The organism is Peribacillus sp. NJ4 (assembly GCF_030348345.1).
Taxonomy (GTDB): Bacteria; Bacillota; Bacilli; order Bacillales; family DSM-1321; genus Peribacillus.
In genome coordinates this window covers 3,807,885-3,826,471 of sequence record NZ_JAUCFQ010000001.1, presented here as the reverse complement: position 1 = coordinate 3,826,471, position 18,587 = coordinate 3,807,885, and the positions used below count along the sequence as shown (strand labels likewise).

The following is an 18,587-nucleotide window of genomic DNA, read 5'->3' as shown; positions in this document are numbered from 1 at the left end:
TCTATTTATTTATATACCATTCAATCCTTTACCGCTTCCTTTAAGCGAATGACGATATCGGCATCTGGTGTAATATATACGGTCTGCTGTTGCTCATAAATCACGAAACCGGGCTTTGAGCCATTCGGTTTCTTAACATGGCGAACTTGTGTGAAGTCAACGGGAACTGAGCTCGATTGCTTTGCTTTACTGAAGAAAGCTGCTAATACGGCTGCCTCTTTTATCGTTTTTTCACTTGGTGATTCATTTCGAATCACAACATGGGATCCAGGGATATCTTTGGTATGAAGCCATATTTCATCACGGCGTGCAAACTTATTCGTTAGATAATCATTTTGTTTATTATTTTTTCCGACAAAAATGAGGTCTCCATCCGTAGCATAATATGTTTCAAGCTGCGGTTTTGCATTTGCAGGCTTTTTCATGCCTTTTTTCTTTTTTTGCCGAATGTACCCTTCTTCCTGAAGTTCTTCGCGAATCTCCTCTATATCTCTGGGTGAAGCTGATTGGAGCTGCTGATGCAAGGCTTCAAAGTAGGCCAATTCCAATTTTGTCTTTTCAATTTGTTCTTGAACGACACCGACTGCATTTTTGGACTTTTGGTATCTAGAGAAGTACTTTTGTGCATTATCGGATGGATTTTTTAAGGGGTCAAGCGGAATGGTGACCGTATTCTGTTCTTCATCATAATAATTGACGACTTCGATTTCCTTCATGCCTTTTTTCATTTGATATAGATTAGCTGTAAGCAGTTCACCGAATAATTGATACTGTTCTCCGCGTTCCGTATCTTTTAATGTACGTTCGAGCTTGCCGATTTTTTTTGAGTTCTTTTCGATTTCATTGGAAATGAAACGTTCTACATCCTGACTCTTTTGTTTAACTCGATCTCGTTCTGCCTTTCCGAAATAATAGCGGTCGAGCATCTCGCTTAATGAAGAAAACGTACGCTGTTTTCCTGTTAGATGCTCTAGTGAAAGCATATAAAAAACTTCTTTATTGCCATCTTTTTTGATCGTCGCAGCATATTTATGTTCCGAGATTTCTTGGATAAGACTTGAAAAAGCTAATGGAAGGGTGGTGCTGTTGGCTAATCCAGCCCGGTAAACGGCTTCCTTTGCAACCAATGGTGAAATTCCTGAAAAATGGGCAACAAGCTGTCGATCTAGTTTTCCTGCATTGAAGTCAATATTCTTCCTAATATCGTCCTCAGTAGCATTGAAGGGATTATCCTTTGCTTGTGCGGGTGGCACCTTATATTCCTGGCCTGGCAATATCGCCCGATAACTGTTCACGGCATGGGAAACATGCTTAATGCTGTCTAAAATCATATTCCGTTCTTTATCGACTAAAACAATGTTGCTGTGACGCCCCATAATTTCAATGATTAATTGCTTTTGAGAGACATCGCCAAGCTCATTGCGGCCCTTCACCTCAAAAATGATCATCCTATCAAGTTCATACTGATAAATATCTTCTATCGTATAGCCTTCGAGGTGCTTTCTAAGAAGCATGCAGAACATGGGTGCTTCTTTAGGATTTTCATAACTTTCCTCAGTCAATTGCACCCTTGAATAACTTGGGTGTGCCGATAATAAGAGCTTATGGTTCTTACCTCCAGCACGAACAACCAATATTACTTCATTTTTATAAGGCTGATGTACTTTATTTATTCGTCCACCTTTTAATAAAGAAGCGATTTCTTCCGTCATCGCTTTCGTAAATAATCCATCAAATGACATTCTATTTTTACTTCCTTTACATAAGATTTTCTAAGATACTCATTTTGCTAGGCGTTATCAATGCATCAGGGCTGCCCATTATAGCTGTAGCGAACTGGGTGAAAAGCTGGAGTTGCAGTTCAGGTATATTGAATGATGCTATTTTGTTAGGTTCCTGAGATTAATTGCAAATTTAGACCATTCATCATGATTGGCGGTCGTTCATTCATTCATTCATTCATTCATTATATTATCCGAATCGTTCTTCTTTCCGCAATTCTGTTTAATTATAGCATTATTTTGGACGAGTCTGAATAATCATGGAAGAAGAGCAGGTTGTTTTATGTATCGGTAAGCAGGCAGGTGTTGGATGAGTAAAGCAAAGAGCGCCTGTTGAGATGTATACAGGAGCCTATTTCATTCTATTCAAAGGGATGTGTGATACTTGATGGAGTTCAAGGAAATGAATAATCAAGAAATGGAGAAAGCGCTTCAAACAAACGTTACACACGGTTTGGACGATGATGAAGTAAAGGACAGGCTGCGTAAGCATGGCTTTAACGAATTGAAGGAAGGAGAAAAACAGTCTGCCATTCTTTTATTTTTCGCCCAATTCAAAGATTTCATGGTCATAGTTTTACTTGCCGCGACATTGGTCTCAGGGATATTAGGTGAATATATCGATGCGATTGCCATCATGGCGATTGTTTTTTTGAATGGATTACTTGGGTTTTTTCAAGAACGGAAGGCAGAAAAATCCCTGGATGCCCTAAAGGAAATGGCAGCACCGCAAGTTAACGTTCTTCGGGATGGCCAATGGCTGAAAATCCCTTCGAGAGAAGTCGTTGTAGGGGATATCCTGAAGTTCTCGAGCGGTGACCGAATTGGTGCCGATTTACGGATCATCGACCATTCAAGCCTTGAAATAGAAGAGTCTGCACTTACAGGCGAGTCTCTTCCTGCAGTTAAATGTTCCGATCCGTTGATGAATGAGGTCGAAGGTATCGGTGATCAGGAAAATATGGCTTTTATGGGAACGATGGTGACAAGAGGAAATGGAGTCGGAATCGTAATCGCTACAGGTATGAACACGGCGATGGGCAAGATTGCGGACCTCCTGCAGACTGCAGAAACAAAAGAAACACCTCTTCAACGGAGGTTGGAGCAGCTAGGGAAAATTTTGATCGTCACGGCTTTAATATTAACCGTAATCGTGGTCCTGACTGGCGTCATTCAAGGGCATGACCTCTATACGATGTTTTTGGCCGGGGTATCCTTGGCTGTTGCAGCGATTCCCGAAGGCTTGCCAGCCATTGTGACCGTAGCCTTGTCTTTAGGCGTTCAGCGTATGATCAAACAAAAAGCGATAGTCCGCAAGCTTCCTGCCGTAGAAACGCTTGGCTGCGCAACGGTGATTTGCTCAGATAAGACAGGTACACTGACACAAAACAAAATGACAGTGACGAAAGTTTGGAGTGGAGGGAAAACTTGGAATGTCGGCGGTACTGGTTATAATCCTGTCGGAGAGTTTTCTTTAGAGGGAGTTTCAGTTGCACCGAAAAACCATAATGCCTTGCTTCAAATGATTACTTTCGGCATGCTCTGTAACAAAGCTGAGTTAAACGAGAATGGTAAACAATTTATATTGGACGGTGATCCGACAGAAGGGGCGATGTTGGTCGCAGCCATGAAAGCGGGTTTGACGAGGGAACACTTGTCTAAGAAGTTTACGATAGTCAAGGAGTTTCCATTTGACTCGAGCCGCAAAATGATGAGTGTCATAGTGAAGGATGAAAAAGATAATCATTTCGTCATCGTAAAAGGGGCCCCTGACGTATTGATCGCCCAGTCCGACACGATTCTTTGGGAAGGAAAGTCGGAAATATTGAATCAGAGGAGTATGGAAAGGGTGCAACAGGACATGAATGAGCTTGCCTCACAGGCACTTCGAATGATTGCCGTTGGTTATAAACCCCTTTCAAAAGGAACGATTTTGCTTCATGAAACCGAAGCTGAGCGCAATTTAACCTTCATGGGACTGCAGGGCATGATAGATCCCCCACGTCCGGAAGTGAAGCAGGCAGTTAAGGAATGTCGGGATGCCGGGATCAAAACTGTCATGATTACTGGCGACCATGTCATAACCGCAAAGGCAATAGCTAAAGAACTTGGTATTTTAAAAGGAAAAGACCGTGTACTTGAAGGACGGCAATTGGCGGACATGGAAGTCGGGGAACTTGAGGAAGTTGTTGAAAGTGTTTCGGTATTTGCCCGCGTTTCCCCGGAACATAAGTTGAAAATAGTAAAAGCCTTGCAAAATAAAGGACATGTCGTTGCAATGACAGGGGATGGTGTCAATGATGCACCTGCGATAAAATCAGCGGATATCGGTATATCCATGGGTATCACGGGGACTGATGTCGCTAAGGAAGCTTCCTCCTTGATATTAGTTGACGATAATTTTGCCACCATTAAATCGGCCATCAAAGAAGGCAGGAATATTTATGAAAACATAAGGAAGTTCATCCGTTATTTGCTTGCCTCCAATGTTGGGGAGATTTTGGTCATGTTTTTTGCGATGCTATGTGCCCTGCCACTGCCTTTGATACCAATCCAGATCTTATTCGTGAACCTTGTTACGGACGGACTGCCTGCAATGGCGTTGGGCTTGGATTCGGCAGAAGAAGATGTAATGAAAAGAAATCCACGAAATGCTAACGAAGGTGTTTTCGGAAGAGGGCTTGGCTGGAAAATCATCTCACGCGGTTTTCTGATCGGGATATCTACATTGATAGCATTTTATGTGGTATACCGTTCAAATCCGGATAACCTTGCTTATGCACAAACAATCGCATTCGCTACCCTGGTATTAGCTCAACTAATACATGTTTTCGATTGCCGAAGTGAACGTTCGATCTTCTCGAGAAATCCATTCGGTAACCTATATCTAGTCGGGGCGGTACTGTCCTCCCTATTATTAATGCTTGCCGTCATGTATGTGCAGCCCTTGCAAACAATCTTCCATACGGTACCGATTTCGGGAAGGGATTGGCTATTGGTAATAGGAATGGCATCGATCCCAACTTTTTTACTGGCTGGAACCTTTTTAGCAAGAAAAGCACAATGAAATATGATATAATCTTTAAGGTGGTAGAGTCTTGCTCTATTGCCTTTTTATTTTTGTAGTATTTTATTTGTAAGCTAAAGTTTTCGTGCTGTAGCTAATATATAAATGAATGTAAACGTCAAATTACTACATTATGTTTGATAGGATGTGGAACCATGGTTACCAGTATGACGGGCTATGGAAGAGAAGAAGCGGAAAACGAACACGTCAAGGTTTTTGCCGAAATTAAGACAGTGAACCATCGTTTTTGTGAATATACGATTCGAATGCCGCGCCAGCTTTTGGTTTTGGAAGAAAAGGTGAAGAAAAAGGCGAATCAATACATAAGAAGGGGACGGGTGGAAATCTTCATTACTGTGGAAGGTGAGAGCCTGGTTTCCAAAAAGGTGAAGATCGATTGGGATCTTGCTGATCAATATGTGGGTTTGATGGATGAAGTCAAGGGAAAATACAATCTGGAAAGTTCCTTTACATTACAGGATATGCTGCAACTTGAGTCGATTTTCGTGACGGAAGAAGTACCTGCGGTTCCGGTAGATTTGGAATCCCTGTTATTGAAGGCTGTTACGGGGGCATTGGAAAATCTGAAAAAAATGCGGACTCTGGAAGGTCAGGAACTGGCCTTGGACATGAAACACCAGCTTGAAAAGTTTGGTGAGATTGTTGCAGGAGTCAAAAACTATGCACCTTCAGTCGTCGGGAAATATAAAGCCCGGTTGGAAATCAAGCTAGCCGAGTTGACGGAAGGATTGATTGAAGATAGCCGTATCGTGACGGAAGCGGCCATTTTTGCTGATAAATGTGATATAAATGAAGAACTGACCAGACTCGAAAGCCATATACAGCAATTTTCAAGGACGCTTACCCATAGTGAACCAATTGGAAGAAAACTCGACTTCCTGGTTCAGGAAATGAACAGGGAAGTCAATACGATTGGATCAAAGGCAAATGATTCGGCCATTACCAAAGAAGTGGTGGAAATGAAAAGTCTGCTTGAAAAATTAAAGGAACAGGTTCAAAATATCGAGTAGTCGGTTTATGATGAACCTAACAAGGTGACAATAGAATATGAATGGGGGACAAAAATGTCAATTAAGCTCATTAATATTGGTTTTGGGAATATCGTTTCCGCAAACCGGATCGTATCCATCGTGAGCCCTGAATCGGCTCCGATTAAAAGGATTATCCAAGACGCCCGAGACCGCGGATCCTTAATAGATGCTACATATGGTAGAAGAACTAGGGCCGTTATAATTACAGACAGCGACCATGTCATCTTATCTGCCGTTCAACCGGAAACGGTTGCCGCACGGCTTCAAGATAGAGATGACAGCGTAGAAGAGGGGTAACTGAAACAATATGAGAGAAAAAGGTTTATTAATCGTTTTGTCCGGTCCATCCGGTGTTGGTAAAGGAACAGTAAGGAAGGCGATTTTTTCCCAGCCTGGAACGGCATTTGAATATTCAATTTCGATGACGACACGGCTGCCTCGCCATGGAGAAGTGGACGGAGTGGATTATTTCTTCAAAAAACGCGAGGAATTCGAAGCACTGATCGAAGAAGGAAAATTGCTGGAATATGCTGAGTTCGTCGGTAATTATTATGGAACACCGGTGGATTATGTCCGTGAAACAATTGATTCCGGAAAAGATGTATTTCTGGAAATTGAAGTTCAAGGAGCTAAACAGGTCAGGGAGAAATTCCCTGAAGGACTTTTCATTTTCCTTGCTCCTCCAAGCTTGACTGAGCTTGAAAGCCGCATCGTTACTCGTGGCACCGAGACGGAGGAAGCGATAAAAGGTCGGATGAAAGTGGCCAAGGAAGAAATAGAACTTATGGATCTTTATGATTATGTTGTAGAAAATGATCATGTGGATGCCGCATGTGCTAGAATTAATGCAATTGTGATTGCCGAGCATTGCCGTCGGGAAAGAGTTGCTGTTTTATATAAAAAAATGTTGGAGGCGGAATAAACTATGTTATATCCATCAATTGATTCACTATTACTTAAAATCGATTCAAAATACTCGCTTGTATCAGTGGCAGCTAAACGTGCCAGGGAAATGCAAATTAAAGATAATTGCCTTATAACCAAACCGGTCTCCCATAAATCCGTAGGTCGTGCCCTTGAAGAAATTCATTCAGGTAAATTGACTTACGATAATTCTTACGAAGAAAACTAAGAGAACACATAAGCTTGACCTATCGGGCCTGACACCCTAAAGCAAACAGGATGCGTTACATTTGGAAAGTTGCTTCCTTCCTGCGGCCAAGGTGTCAGGCCTGTTTGTTTTGATTTTCAAAAGTAACGGAAGAATTGATCTAGCGGGGAAAGAGATGGATTGTTTAAGGAAATCCATATATTTATTGCGCATTTCAAATGAAATTTCTTCTGTTATGCTTCATAATTGATAAAAATAGAATGTATAGTTAGGGGAAATTTGCATGCTTATCGATAAAAAAGTACTTCTTTGTGTCACCGGCGGGATTGCTGTATATAAGGCTGCTGCCCTGACAAGTAAATTAACTCAGGAAGGAGCGCATGTTAAAGTGATCATGAGTGAATCGGCACGTAAGTTCGTGACGCCGCTCACTTTTCAAGCACTTTCGAGAAATGATGTGTACACAGATACATTTGATGAGAAGGATTCTTCAGTCATTGCCCACATCGACTTGGCTGATTGGGCTGACATCATTCTTTTGGCTCCAGCTACAGCGAATGTCATTGGCAAGGTAGCCAATGGCATCGCGGATGATATGATCACGACCACACTTCTGGCAACGGAGGCACCAGTTTGGGTAGCGCCGGCAATGAACGTCCATATGTACGCCCACCCAGCGGTTCAGAAAAACATGGAGACACTTCGTACGTTCGGATATCAATTCATTGAACCGGGTGAAGGGTATTTGGCTTGCGGTTATGTAGGGAAGGGACGATTGGAGGAACCGGAAACAATTGTCGAACAGCTCAATCTTTATTTCGGTGAACGGAAATCACGGCCTCAGCCACTTAAGGGAAAGAAATATTTGATAACGGCAGGACCGACTCGTGAAGCAATTGATCCGGTGCGTTACGTGACGAATCATTCCAGCGGAAAAATGGGCTATGCCCTAGCTGAACAGGCAATTGAAATGGGCGCTGAGGTGACATTGATTACTGGCCCAGTGAATTTGACGCCACCTTCCAAGGCTAGAGTAATACCTGTGGAATCGGCAGCAGATATGTACGATGAGGTATTCAATCAGTTCGATACCAGTGACGTCGTAATCATGACGGCTGCGGTGGCGGATTATAAACCGAAGATTTATCATGCTCAAAAGATGAAAAAGCAGCCAGGGGAAAATGTGATTGAATTTGAACGGACAAAGGATATCCTTAAGGAACTCGGTGAAAATAAAACCCATCAGATCTTGGTGGGATTTGCGGCGGAAACCAACAACGTTGAAGAATACGCAAGAGGGAAATTAGTGAAAAAGAATGCAGATATGATCGTTGCCAATAATGTTACCATCGCAGGGGCAGGGTTTGGAACGGATACAAACATCGTGACCATTTACGATAAAGATGGAAGTGCTACCGAACTTCCAAAAATGAGTAAAGCGGATATAGCTAAAAGTATCCTGGCAGAAGTATCTCGCATGCAAAAGGAATGATGTCTTATGGATATTGCATCCGTCATCGTGGATGTACCTGCTAAACAAACGGATCGAGAATTTGACTATCGCATACCTGAAAAGTGGAACCAAGTCATTAAGCCCGGCATGCGAGTCATCGTGCCATTCGGTCCAAGAATGGTGCAGGGATTCATCACCGGTTTAAAAGCTGAAAGCGACTTTGCGAAATTACGCTATATAAAAGAACCAATGGATTTGGAGCCCATCCTTAATGATGAATTACTTAAGCTTGGTGACTGGTTGACCAAAGAGGCCATGTGTTTTAAAATTTCAGCGCTTCAGGCCATGCTTCCGGCAGCGATGAAAGCGAAGTATGAAAAAGTGATCAATGTCATAGAAGATAAAAAGAATCAGCTCCCGCCCTTCATTCAAAATCTTTTCGGAAAGAACGATTCAATATCTTGGAAAGAAGTGATTGAAGGGGAGAATGCCTCCCTTTTTCAAAAGGAAATACAAAATGGCAATCTAGAGCTCGTGTATAATGTGAAAAACCGTCTTAACAAGAAGACCGTCCGTGTCATTAAATCTTTGCTTTCCTCTAAGGAACTGACAGAAATGGCGTCGTCCATTTCCAGCCATGCAAAAAAACAGCAGGAACTCCTTCAATACTTTATAGAACATCAAGAGCCCGTTCCGTTAAAAGAATTGCTTGAATTGATCAATACATCAAGCGGTACGGTCAAAGCCCTAGTGTCAAAAGGGGCCTTGGCGGAAATGGATCAGGAAATATACCGTGACCCTTATGAGAACCGTGTGTTCGAAAAATCCAATCCCTTTACTTTAACGGATGAACAAGGGGCTGCCTTGAAGCCCATCCATGAGAAAATACATCATGATGAACATGATGTTTTCCTTTTATATGGTGTAACCGGCAGCGGGAAGACGGAAGTGTATCTGCAGGCAATTGCCTCTGTCATTGAAAAAGGGAAGGAAGCCATCATGCTGGTACCTGAAATCTCCTTGACGCCACAAACGGTGAAGAGGTTCAAGGAACGATTCGGGGAGCAGGTTGCTGTCATGCATAGCGGTTTATCCGTAGGTGAAAAATATGATGAATGGCGGAAAATTCACCGTAAAGAGGTAAAAGTGGTGGTGGGCGCACGTTCAGCCGTATTCGCTCCGTTTGAAAACTTGGGACTGGTCATCATTGATGAAGAGCACGAATCCAGTTATAAGCAAGAAGAAACGCCAAGGTACCATGCCAGGGACGTTGCAATTGAAAGAGCAAAATCATATAAGTGTCCGGTTATACTTGGTAGCGCCACTCCGACACTTGAATCTTTTGCGCGAGCCAAGAAAAACGTTTATAAATTACTGACCCTTAGCCAGAGGATGAATAAAAATGCATTGCCAGCAGTCGATATTGTAGATATGAGGGAAGAACTAAGAACCGGGAATCGTTCCATGTTTTCGGAGCTGCTCTTCACCAAGCTGACAGACCGGCTTGAGAAGGGGGAGCAAACCGTCTTGATGCTAAATAAACGGGGACATTCTTCCTTTGTGATGTGTCGAAGCTGTGGATTGGTCATCAACTGCCCTAATTGTGACATTTCACTCACCTATCATCGCTTTAATGATATAATGAAATGCCATTATTGTGGGTTTGAAGAGGGAATGCCTTCCGTTTGCCCAGAATGCGAAAGTGAACATATAAGGTTCTTCGGTACAGGCACTCAAAAGGTTGAAGAGGAGCTTGCGAAAATCCTCCCTGATGCACGGGTAATACGAATGGATGTCGACACGACGAGTAAGAAGGGTTCACATGAGCGGTTGCTGAATGCCTTTGGTGAAGGGAAGGCCGATATATTGCTAGGCACTCAAATGATTGCCAAGGGCCTTGATTTTCCTAATATCACACTTGTTGGAGTCCTTTCAGCGGATACGATGCTCCATCTGCCTGATTTTCGTTCTTCGGAAAAGACATTCCAGCTGCTGACACAGGTCAGCGGAAGGGCAGGACGTCATCAGCTTCCGGGAGAAGTGGTCATCCAAACCTATACGCCTGAGCACTACAGCATCGAGCTTTCTGCCTTGCAGGATTATGATGCTTTTTATGAACGGGAGATGCATCTGCGCAGGCAAAGTCATTACCCTCCATATTATTACGTTGTCCTTATAACCGTTTCACATGAAGACTTAATGAAGACGGTGAGTGTCACTGAAAAAATCACCAATTATTTAGGCTCACGATTGAATCGGGATTCTATCGTTCTCGGTCCGGTTGCTTCACCCATTAGTCGAATCAACAATAGATATCGTTATCAATGTCTGATAAAATACAGACGAGAGCCGGACCTTAATCAGCATTTACGTACACTTTTAGAGCATTATCAAAAAGAAACGGCTCAAAATCATCTGCAGATTTCAATAGATTTAAATCCACAGATCATGATGTAATTGTTTAAGCGATGGATGATTACCGCGAGCTGTTCAAGCTTGCGTTTTTATATAATGAAGTGTTGTTTTTCATATCTAGGAGGTTACCTTTAATTTTGGCTATTTTACCGATTGTCTTGTTTCCTGAAAAAATTTTACAACAAAAATGCGATAAAATAACAAGTTTTGATAAGAAATTGGCAAAGCTGTTAAATAACATGTACGAAACGATGGTGGAGGCGGATGGCGTTGGGCTTGCAGCACCTCAGGTTGGCGTGAAAAAGCAAGTGGCCGTCGTCGAAATAGAGGAAGGATCAGGTGCAATCGAACTGATTAATCCAGAAGTGCTGGAAGTGGAAGGCGAACAGACGGGTGTTGAAGGATGCTTGAGCTTCCCGAGTTTATATGGTGAAGTATCGCGGCCATACCGCGTCAAAGTCCGTGCGCAAGACCGAAAAGGATCTTTTTTCGAAATAGAAGCGGAAGATTTCCTCGCAAGGGCCCTTCAGCACGAAATCGATCATTTGCAAGGAGTTTTATTCACAAGTAAGGTTTCCCGCTATATTTCGGAAGAAGAGTTAGAAAGGTTTGAAGAAGAATGACAAAAATCATCTTTATGGGAACACCGGACTTTTCAGTGCCGGTATTGAAAAGAATCATTGATGAAGGGTATGACGTGATTGCTGTCGTCACACAGCCCGATCGTCCAGTTGGCCGCAAAAAGGTGCTAACGCCGCCGCCAGTTAAGGTCGAAGCCGAAAAGCAGGGGATTCCCGTTTATCAGCCCGAAAAAATCCGTGAAAAAGAAGAGCTTGAAAAGATCATTGCATTGAATCCTGATTTAGTGGTGACGGCGGCTTTCGGGCAAATCCTTCCGAATGAATTGTTGGATGCACCTAAGTACGGATGCATTAATGTACATGCCTCCCTTCTTCCTGAACTGCGTGGAGGGGCGCCCATCCATTATTCCATTTTACAGGGGAAAGAAAAAACTGGAATAACCATCATGTATATGGCGGAGAAATTGGATGCCGGGGATATATTGACTCAGGCCGAAGTTGCCATAGGGGAAGAAGATAATGTCGGTACACTGCATGATAAATTGAGCAAGGTAGGGTCCGACTTACTTGCAGAGACATTGCCGAAACTTTTAAATCAGGAGTTACAGGCGATCAAGCAAGATGAGGATCAAGCGACTTTTGCGCCTAACATTAAACGGTCGGAGGAAAAAATCGACTGGTCGAAATCAGGAGAAGACATCTATAACCATGTACGTGGCCTGAATCCTTGGCCTGTTGCGTATACAACCTTGGACGGATCCATTTTAAAAATTTGGCAGGCAAAGAAACTGGAAGATGGCAATCTGGCCGTACCGGGCACGATAATTGATGTGCAAAATGATGGTTTCATCGTTTCGACAGGTAATGAGACGGCTATACTAGTTACTGAACTGCAGCCTTCGGGAAAGAAAAAAATGCCGGCGAAAGATTACTTGCGCGGAGCCGGGTCGTTCATTAAAGCAGGCATGAAGTTAGGAGAACAGAATGAAGCAAACTAAAAAGGGAGTACGTGAAATCGCTCTCGATATCTTGGAATCTGTAGAGAAAAACCAATCCTACAGCAACCTATTACTGAACAACTTGATTAACAAGCACCAGTTATCCGGTGTGGACAGCGGTTTACTTACAGAAATAAGCTACGGTACCATACAGCGGAAGATGACTTTGGATTACTATTTGAACCCGTATATTAAACAACCTAAAAAAACGCAAAGCTGGGTAATCAATTTACTTAGACTTTCCATTTATCAAATGGTCTATTTAGATAAAGTGCCCGATCATGCAATCATTTTCGAGGCTGTTGAAATTTCCAAAAAGCGTGGACATAAGGGTACATCTTCAATGGTCAATGGCGTGCTTCGTAATATTCAAAGAAATGGTGTTCCTTCCGTTGATGATATCAAAGATGATCTGGAACGGCTTTCCATCGAAGTAAGTCATCCAATTTGGTTGGTCAAGCGTTGGGTAGAGCAATTTGGTTATGAAAAAACCAAGGAAATGTGTGAAATCAACTTAACTGCACCATTACAGACGGGACGGGTAAATTTAAAGAAGATTTCACGCAGTGAAATAATCAGCATATTAACGGAAGAAGGATATGATGTTGAAGCGAGTGAAGTCGTTCCCGAAGCAATCGTCAGCTATAAAGGCAATCTTGCTCATTCAGAAAGCTATAAATTGGGATATTTATCGATTCAGGATGAAAGTTCGATGCTTGTCGCCCATGCATTAGGTGCAAATGAAAATGATGCTGTACTCGATTGCTGTGCTGCACCCGGAGGGAAAACGACACATATCGCAGAAGGCTTGACCACTGGACAAGTATATGCACTTGACCTTCATGAACATAAGGTCAAGCTCATTAAAGAGCAGGCGGAGCGCCTGAAACTCAGAAACAATATTAAGACAATGGCCCTCGATAGCAGAAAAGTGCAAGAACACTTTAATAAGGAAGGGTTTGACAGGGTCCTGATCGATGCACCATGTTCCGGATTGGGAGTCATGCGCCGGAAGCCTGATGTTAAGTATACAAAAACAAAAGATGATATAATGAAACTCTCAAGCATACAAAAACAATTATTGGAAGCGGCTGCCCCGCTCGTAAAGCAAGGCGGACGATTAGTATATAGTACCTGTACGGTGGATAAAGAAGAAAATGACCAAGTCGCTGCAGCATTTTTGGAAAGCCATCCTGATTTTGAAAGCGATGCAACCTTGTCTACAAGAATGCCTGAAAGCGTTCAGCCATTTATCGAGGGTCATACGCTGCAAGTTTTTCCGCAATATTTTAGCAGTGACGGATTCTTTATTGCGAGTTTTAGAAAGAAGGTGCTGTAATGGCAGAAATCACTAAATCATCAAGAGTAAAAAAAGACACAACACCAGAAAAACCATCGATCTATTCATTGGAGCTACACCAAATTAAAGAATGGCTCATTGAAAATGGCGAGAAGGCATTCCGGGCCGATCAAGTATATGACTGGCTTTATAAAAAGCGTGTTTCCAGTTTTGAAGATATGTCCAACCTTTCGAAATCTTTACGGGATAAGCTGGAATCACAATTCACCTTCACTACATTGAAAACTTTGATTCAGCAAACGTCCAATGACGGAACCATGAAGTTTTTATTTGAACTCCATGATGGGTATTCGATTGAAACGGTGCTGATGCGCCATGAATACGGAAACTCCATTTGTGTGACGACACAGGTAGGCTGCAGAATTGGCTGTACATTCTGTGCGTCAACACTTGGCGGATTAAAGCGAAATCTTGAATCGGGGGAAATTGTTGCCCAGGTCGTTAAAGTTCAGCAAGCACTTGACGAAGTGGAAGAACGTGTTAGTTCTGTCGTTATCATGGGAATCGGTGAACCGTTCGATAACTACGATAATATGATGTCATTCTTAAAGAATATAAATCATGAAAAGGGCTTGAACATCGGGGCACGTCATATTACGGTTTCCACAAGTGGAATCATTCCTAAAATCTATAAGTTTGCAGAAGAAAGCATGCAAATCAACTTTGCTGTTTCCCTTCATGCACCGAACACGGAATTGAGAAGTAAATTGATGCCAATCAACAAGGCCTACAAACTGCCAGACCTGATTGAAGCCATCAAATACTATACAGAAAAAACAGGGCGCCGTGTAAGTTTTGAATATGGTCTATTCGGCGGCGAAAATGATACAGTGGAACACGCCGAAGAATTAGCGGATTTGATAACCGGGATAAAATGCCATGTCAACTTAATACCGGTTAACTATGTACCTGAACGCAACTATGTACGTACACCTCGGGACCAAATTTTTGAGTTTGAAAAAACATTGAAAAAGCGCGGCATTAATGTAACGATCCGTAGGGAACAAGGCAGTGATATTGACGCAGCCTGCGGCCAGCTTCGGGCCAAGGAGCGCAAAGAAGAGACGAGGTGATCCTATGAGGGCAATATTTAAAACAGACCGTGGAAAAGTCCGCCAGCATAATGAAGATAATGGCGGAATTTTTAAGAACTCGGAAGGCGTTCGCCTTGCCATCGTTGCAGATGGCATGGGCGGCCACCGTGCCGGGGATGTAGCCAGTGCAATGACGATAGACCTTTTGAAAAAGAGCTGGGAAGTGTCCCGCGGGATCGATACGGCAAATGATGCCGAGGATTGGCTGAAACAGCAAATCTTCTTGGTCAATCAGTTGCTTTTTGAACATGCCGAAGCGAATACGGAATGTAAGGGCATGGGGACCACGATTGTTGCTGCCATTTGCACCGATAAGTTTGCTACCATTGCCAACATCGGGGACAGCCGATGTTATTTGTATAATGAGAGCGGTTTTAAGCAGGTCACGGAAGATCATTCACTTGTTAATGAATTGGTCCGTTCTGGGCAGATTTCGAAGGAAGATGCTGAGAACCACCCACGAAAAAATGTTTTATTACGAGCCTTGGGGACAGAAATGCAAGTTGAAATGGACATTACGACGGTCATCTTCGAAGAAAATGATTTACTATTGCTTTGTTCGGATGGTTTGACGAATAAAGTGAATGAACAGGAACTTGAAGAAACGGTAACCAATGGGCAGCCACTTGAAGAAAAGGCAATTTCATTAATAGATAAGGCCAATCACTACGGTGGGGAAGATAATATCACCCTTGTGCTTGTTCAATTTACTGAAGAAAGTGAAAGCAGGTGAATTGAATGTTGATTGGTAGAAGAATCAACGGCCGTTATAAACTGATCCAGATGGTCGGTGGCGGCGGTATGGCGAATGTTTACCTTGCAAGGGATATGATTTTAGATAGGGATGTTGCACTGAAAATCCTTCGCATGGACTTTAATAATGACGAAGAGTTCATCAAGCGCTTCAATCGGGAAGCTCAATCGGCAACCAGTTTGGCCCATCCCAATATCGTAAGTATTTATGATGTTGGTGAAGAAGATTCCATCTATTATATTGTAATGGAATACGTGGACGGTTTTACACTTAAGCAATACATACAAAAATATTTTCCAATTCCAGTTGATGAAGCATTGGATATCATGAAGCAAATCACGGCAGCAATTTCTCATGCCCATCATAATGGGATCATCCATCGTGACATCAAGCCACAGAACATTCTGATTGATAAAGAAGGAACCGTCAAGATTACAGACTTTGGAATTGCACTGGCCCTAAGTGCAACGAACATAACTCAGACTAATGCAGTCCTAGGGTCAGTTCATTATTTATCTCCGGAACAGGCCAGAGGCGGGATGGCCAATAAGAAATCGGACATTTATTCACTTGGCATCGTCATGTTTGAATTGCTGACGGGGAGATTGCCTTTTTCGGGTGAATCAGCCGTTTCGATAGCTCTTAAACATTTACAATCGGAAACTCCTTCGCCAAAACGCTGGAACCCTGAAATACCTCAGAGTGTGGAAAATATTATCTTGAAAGCGACAGCCAAAGATTCATATTACCGCTACGAGAGCGTAGACTCAATGGAAGATGACATGCGGACGTCACTTAATCCTGAGCGTTCGAATGAACTACCTTTTGCGATTCCTGAAGATCATGATGCAACAAAAGCCATCCCCGTCATCACGGATGATCAGCTTTCAAGCATCGATGAGACAATCATAAGGGGTCCTGAAAAAAATACTTTAGTCTATTCGGATGATGGGGAAAGTGAATCAGAAGTAGAGAGTAAATCGAAAAAGAAACAGAAGAAACAGAAGAAACAGAAAAAACAAAAAACGAAGTCGAAACAAAAAGATAAAGAACGAAAGAAAATGCCTGCCATTTTGGTGACCACCTTTTTAGTTCTGGCCCTGATTGCTGGTACATCTCTTTTATTACCATCTTTGTTTGTTTCCAAGGAAGTGACGATCCCTGACCTTAAAGGGAAAGAATTGGATGATGCCATTACTGAATTGCTTGAATTGGATTTGGTCATCGGAGACACGATTGAGATTGAAGATGAAGAGGTTGAAGCGAGCCTTGTGATCAAAACCAATCCAAAAGAAGGTAAGACGGTCAAGGCAGGCGCAGAAATCGATATTTATCAAAGCATTGGTAAAGAAACGATTTCATTGTCCAGCTATGAAGGACGGGATTACTCAGATGTTAAATCCCTGCTTGATAAAATGGGTTTCAAAAACATAAGCGTGACCGAAAAATATGATGACAGTGCTGCCGGTACGATCATAGAACAAACGCCTTCTGGTGCCACTGAAATCGTACCATCCGAAACGGAGCTTGAGCTAACGGTAAGTAAAGGGGAAGACCTATTGAGCTTGAAGAACTTAACAGGGTTCAATGAAGCTGGCCTTAATGATTATTCCAGTGAAAGTGGAATAAAGATCGATGTGGAAGAAGAAGTTTACGACGATTCCGTTGCAGAGGGGCTTGTCATTTCCCAGTCTCCAGAACCTACTACGAAGGTGGAAAAGGGCAGTACGGTGAAAGTGGTCATTTCGAAAGGGAAAGAAGAGATTCCTCCTAAGAACGTGACGGAGGAAATCAAAATCGAGTATGATCCGGTTGAACCAGGCAAAGCGCAAAAGATCCAAATCTTCATAGAGGATATCAAGAATAGCATGACGGAGCCTAAAGAATCATTCTTTATCGTGGAGGATGCCAAGCGAACGATCGAATTAACGGTTTCCCCAGATAAGAAAGCAGGATATAAAGTCATGCGTGACAATCAGGTCATCATCGACCAAGCCGTCTCTTATCCAGAATAAATTTAATAATTAGGAGTGTGGTTATGCCCGAAGGAAAAATTATCAAAGCATTAAGTGGATTTTATTATGTCCTTGAAGGTGAAGAAGTCTATCAATGCCGCGGACGGGGAGTATTCAGGAAAAATAAGGTGACGCCACTTGTAGGTGATTATGTTGTTTTTCAAGCGGAAAATAAAACGGATGGGACCGTGACCGAAATAAAACCGCGAAAGAATGAATTGATCCGGCCACAAATTTCAAATGTAGACCAAGCCATCCTAGTCTTTTCGGCAGTGGAACCTGATTTCAGTCCAGCCTTGCTTGATCGATTTCTCGTACTTATCGAAGATAACGAAATCGAACCCATTATCGTCGTGACTAAACTTGACTTGGTTACTTCTGAAAACCAAAAGAAACTGTCTCAGTATATCAAGGACTATCAGAAACTTGGCTATACTGTACTGGAGACATCTTCAGTTACCGCTGGGGGCATTGAAGAACTAGTGCCGTATTTAGAAGGGAAAACGAGTGTATTTGCTGGTCAGTCAGGTGTTGGGAAATCGTCCTTGCTGAATGCGATCAATCCTGAATTGGCTTTAAAGACGGATGATATTTCGTCACACCTAGGACGTGGGAAGCATACGACACGCCACGTTGAATTGATTCATATTGGCTCTGGGCTTGTCGCGGATACACCAGGATTCAGTTCACTTGAATTCATGGAAATGGAAGCTGAACGGTTATCCTATTGCTTCCCGGAAATGCATAAGCATGGGGAAGACTGTAAATTCCGGGCTTGCCTGCATGATAAAGAACCAAAGTGTGCTGTGAAGGAAGCGGTTGAGACAGGGGAAATTCCACATTATCGATATGAACACTATATGCAATTCTTAGAAGAAATTAGAGATAGAAAGCCGAGGTATTAAA

General features: G+C 42.7%; 15 protein-coding genes. 14 read left to right on the top strand and 1 reads right to left on the bottom strand.

The genetic code is table 11. From position 1 onward, the window contains the following. Positions 1-20 precede the first annotated feature (20 nt). Entirely contained in the window at positions 21-1,742 is a 1,722-nt protein-coding gene (locus QUF94_RS18985) for an Rqc2 family fibronectin-binding protein (RefSeq protein WP_289317206.1), read from the bottom strand. Between the two features lie 427 nt (positions 1,743-2,169). On the opposite strand from QUF94_RS18985, the gene QUF94_RS18980 reads away from it, so the two are divergent. The 14 genes from QUF94_RS18980 to rsgA all read left to right on the top strand — a co-directional run bounded on the left by QUF94_RS18980 (position 2,170) and on the right by rsgA (position 18,586). Then, entirely contained in the window at positions 2,170-4,848 is a 2,679-nt protein-coding gene (locus QUF94_RS18980; RefSeq protein ID WP_289318438.1) for a calcium-translocating P-type ATPase, SERCA-type, read from the top strand. A 155-nt stretch (positions 4,849-5,003) separates the two neighbouring features. Beyond that, a complete protein-coding gene (locus tag QUF94_RS18975; protein WP_289317205.1) occupies positions 5,004-5,879 on the top strand; it encodes a YicC/YloC family endoribonuclease in 876 nt (291 codons plus the stop codon). Positions 5,880-5,933: 54 nt separating this feature from the next. Continuing rightward, positions 5,934-6,197, top strand: a complete 264-nt coding sequence (remA, locus tag QUF94_RS18970) for an extracellular matrix/biofilm regulator RemA (RefSeq protein WP_034313813.1) — start codon at positions 5,934-5,936, stop codon at positions 6,195-6,197. Between the two features lie 10 nt (positions 6,198-6,207). Then, on the top strand, positions 6,208-6,822 hold the full coding sequence (gene gmk / locus QUF94_RS18965; RefSeq protein ID WP_034313809.1) for a guanylate kinase: 615 nt from the start codon (positions 6,208-6,210) through the stop codon (positions 6,820-6,822). Positions 6,823-6,825: 3 nt separating this feature from the next. After that, entirely contained in the window at positions 6,826-7,032 is a 207-nt protein-coding gene (gene rpoZ / locus QUF94_RS18960) for a DNA-directed RNA polymerase subunit omega (protein WP_101224607.1), read from the top strand. A 262-nt stretch (positions 7,033-7,294) separates the two neighbouring features. Beyond that, entirely contained in the window at positions 7,295-8,503 is a 1,209-nt protein-coding gene (gene coaBC, locus QUF94_RS18955) for a bifunctional phosphopantothenoylcysteine decarboxylase/phosphopantothenate--cysteine ligase CoaBC (protein WP_289317204.1), read from the top strand. A 6-nt stretch (positions 8,504-8,509) separates the two neighbouring features. After that, positions 8,510-10,921 carry a primosomal protein N' gene (gene priA, locus QUF94_RS18950; RefSeq protein ID WP_289317203.1) on the top strand — a complete coding sequence of 804 codons (2,412 nt, stop codon included), beginning with the start codon at positions 8,510-8,512 and terminating at the stop codon, positions 10,919-10,921. A 95-nt stretch (positions 10,922-11,016) separates the two neighbouring features. Then, positions 11,017-11,502, top strand: a complete 486-nt coding sequence (gene def / locus QUF94_RS18945) for a peptide deformylase (protein WP_289317202.1) — start codon at positions 11,017-11,019, stop codon at positions 11,500-11,502. Then, positions 11,499-12,458, top strand: coding sequence for a methionyl-tRNA formyltransferase (fmt, locus tag QUF94_RS18940; protein WP_289317201.1), 960 nt, complete (start codon positions 11,499-11,501; stop codon positions 12,456-12,458). The genes def and fmt overlap by 4 nt, the downstream gene beginning before the upstream one ends. Further along, positions 12,445-13,797: a 16S rRNA (cytosine(967)-C(5))-methyltransferase RsmB gene (gene rsmB / locus QUF94_RS18935; RefSeq protein ID WP_289317200.1), complete on the top strand. Its 1,353-nt coding sequence runs from the start codon at positions 12,445-12,447 to the stop codon at positions 13,795-13,797. The genes fmt and rsmB overlap by 14 nt, the downstream gene beginning before the upstream one ends. Continuing rightward, positions 13,797-14,891 carry a dual-specificity RNA methyltransferase RlmN gene (rlmN, locus tag QUF94_RS18930; protein ID WP_289317199.1) on the top strand — a complete coding sequence of 365 codons (1,095 nt, stop codon included), beginning with the start codon at positions 13,797-13,799 and terminating at the stop codon, positions 14,889-14,891. The genes rsmB and rlmN overlap by 1 nt, the downstream gene beginning before the upstream one ends. A gap of 4 nt (positions 14,892-14,895) precedes the next feature. Continuing rightward, entirely contained in the window at positions 14,896-15,645 is a 750-nt protein-coding gene (locus QUF94_RS18925; protein WP_289317198.1) for a Stp1/IreP family PP2C-type Ser/Thr phosphatase, read from the top strand. A 5-nt stretch (positions 15,646-15,650) separates the two neighbouring features. Next, a complete protein-coding gene (pknB, locus tag QUF94_RS18920) occupies positions 15,651-17,681 on the top strand; it encodes a Stk1 family PASTA domain-containing Ser/Thr kinase (protein WP_289317197.1) in 2,031 nt (676 codons plus the stop codon). 23 nt (positions 17,682-17,704) lie between these two features. Next, a complete protein-coding gene (gene rsgA, locus QUF94_RS18915) occupies positions 17,705-18,586 on the top strand; it encodes a ribosome small subunit-dependent GTPase A (protein ID WP_289317196.1) in 882 nt (293 codons plus the stop codon). Position 18,587: the final 1 nt, after the last annotated feature.

Excerpts from the sequence above, each read along its gene's own strand:
- QUF94_RS18985 (WP_289317206.1), bottom strand. The coding sequence starts at position 1,742 with ATGTCATTTGATGGATTATTTACGAAAGCGATGACGGAAGAAATCGCT.
- QUF94_RS18980 (WP_289318438.1), top strand. The coding sequence starts at position 2,170 with ATGGAGTTCAAGGAAATGAATAATCAAGAAATGGAGAAAGCGCTTCAA.
- QUF94_RS18975 (WP_289317205.1), top strand. The coding sequence starts at position 5,004 with ATGGTTACCAGTATGACGGGCTATGGAAGAGAAGAAGCGGAAAACGAA.
- remA (WP_034313813.1), top strand. The coding sequence starts at position 5,934 with ATGTCAATTAAGCTCATTAATATTGGTTTTGGGAATATCGTTTCCGCA.
- gmk (WP_034313809.1), top strand. The coding sequence starts at position 6,208 with ATGAGAGAAAAAGGTTTATTAATCGTTTTGTCCGGTCCATCCGGTGTT.
- rpoZ (WP_101224607.1), top strand. The coding sequence starts at position 6,826 with ATGTTATATCCATCAATTGATTCACTATTACTTAAAATCGATTCAAAA.
- coaBC (WP_289317204.1), top strand. The coding sequence starts at position 7,295 with ATGCTTATCGATAAAAAAGTACTTCTTTGTGTCACCGGCGGGATTGCT.
- priA (WP_289317203.1), top strand. The coding sequence starts at position 8,510 with ATGGATATTGCATCCGTCATCGTGGATGTACCTGCTAAACAAACGGAT.
- fmt (WP_289317201.1), top strand. The coding sequence starts at position 11,499 with ATGACAAAAATCATCTTTATGGGAACACCGGACTTTTCAGTGCCGGTA.
- rsmB (WP_289317200.1), top strand. The coding sequence starts at position 12,445 with ATGAAGCAAACTAAAAAGGGAGTACGTGAAATCGCTCTCGATATCTTG.
- rlmN (WP_289317199.1), top strand. The coding sequence starts at position 13,797 with ATGGCAGAAATCACTAAATCATCAAGAGTAAAAAAAGACACAACACCA.
- QUF94_RS18925 (WP_289317198.1), top strand. The coding sequence starts at position 14,896 with ATGAGGGCAATATTTAAAACAGACCGTGGAAAAGTCCGCCAGCATAAT.
- pknB (WP_289317197.1), top strand. The coding sequence starts at position 15,651 with ATGTTGATTGGTAGAAGAATCAACGGCCGTTATAAACTGATCCAGATG.
- rsgA (WP_289317196.1), top strand. The coding sequence starts at position 17,705 with ATGCCCGAAGGAAAAATTATCAAAGCATTAAGTGGATTTTATTATGTC.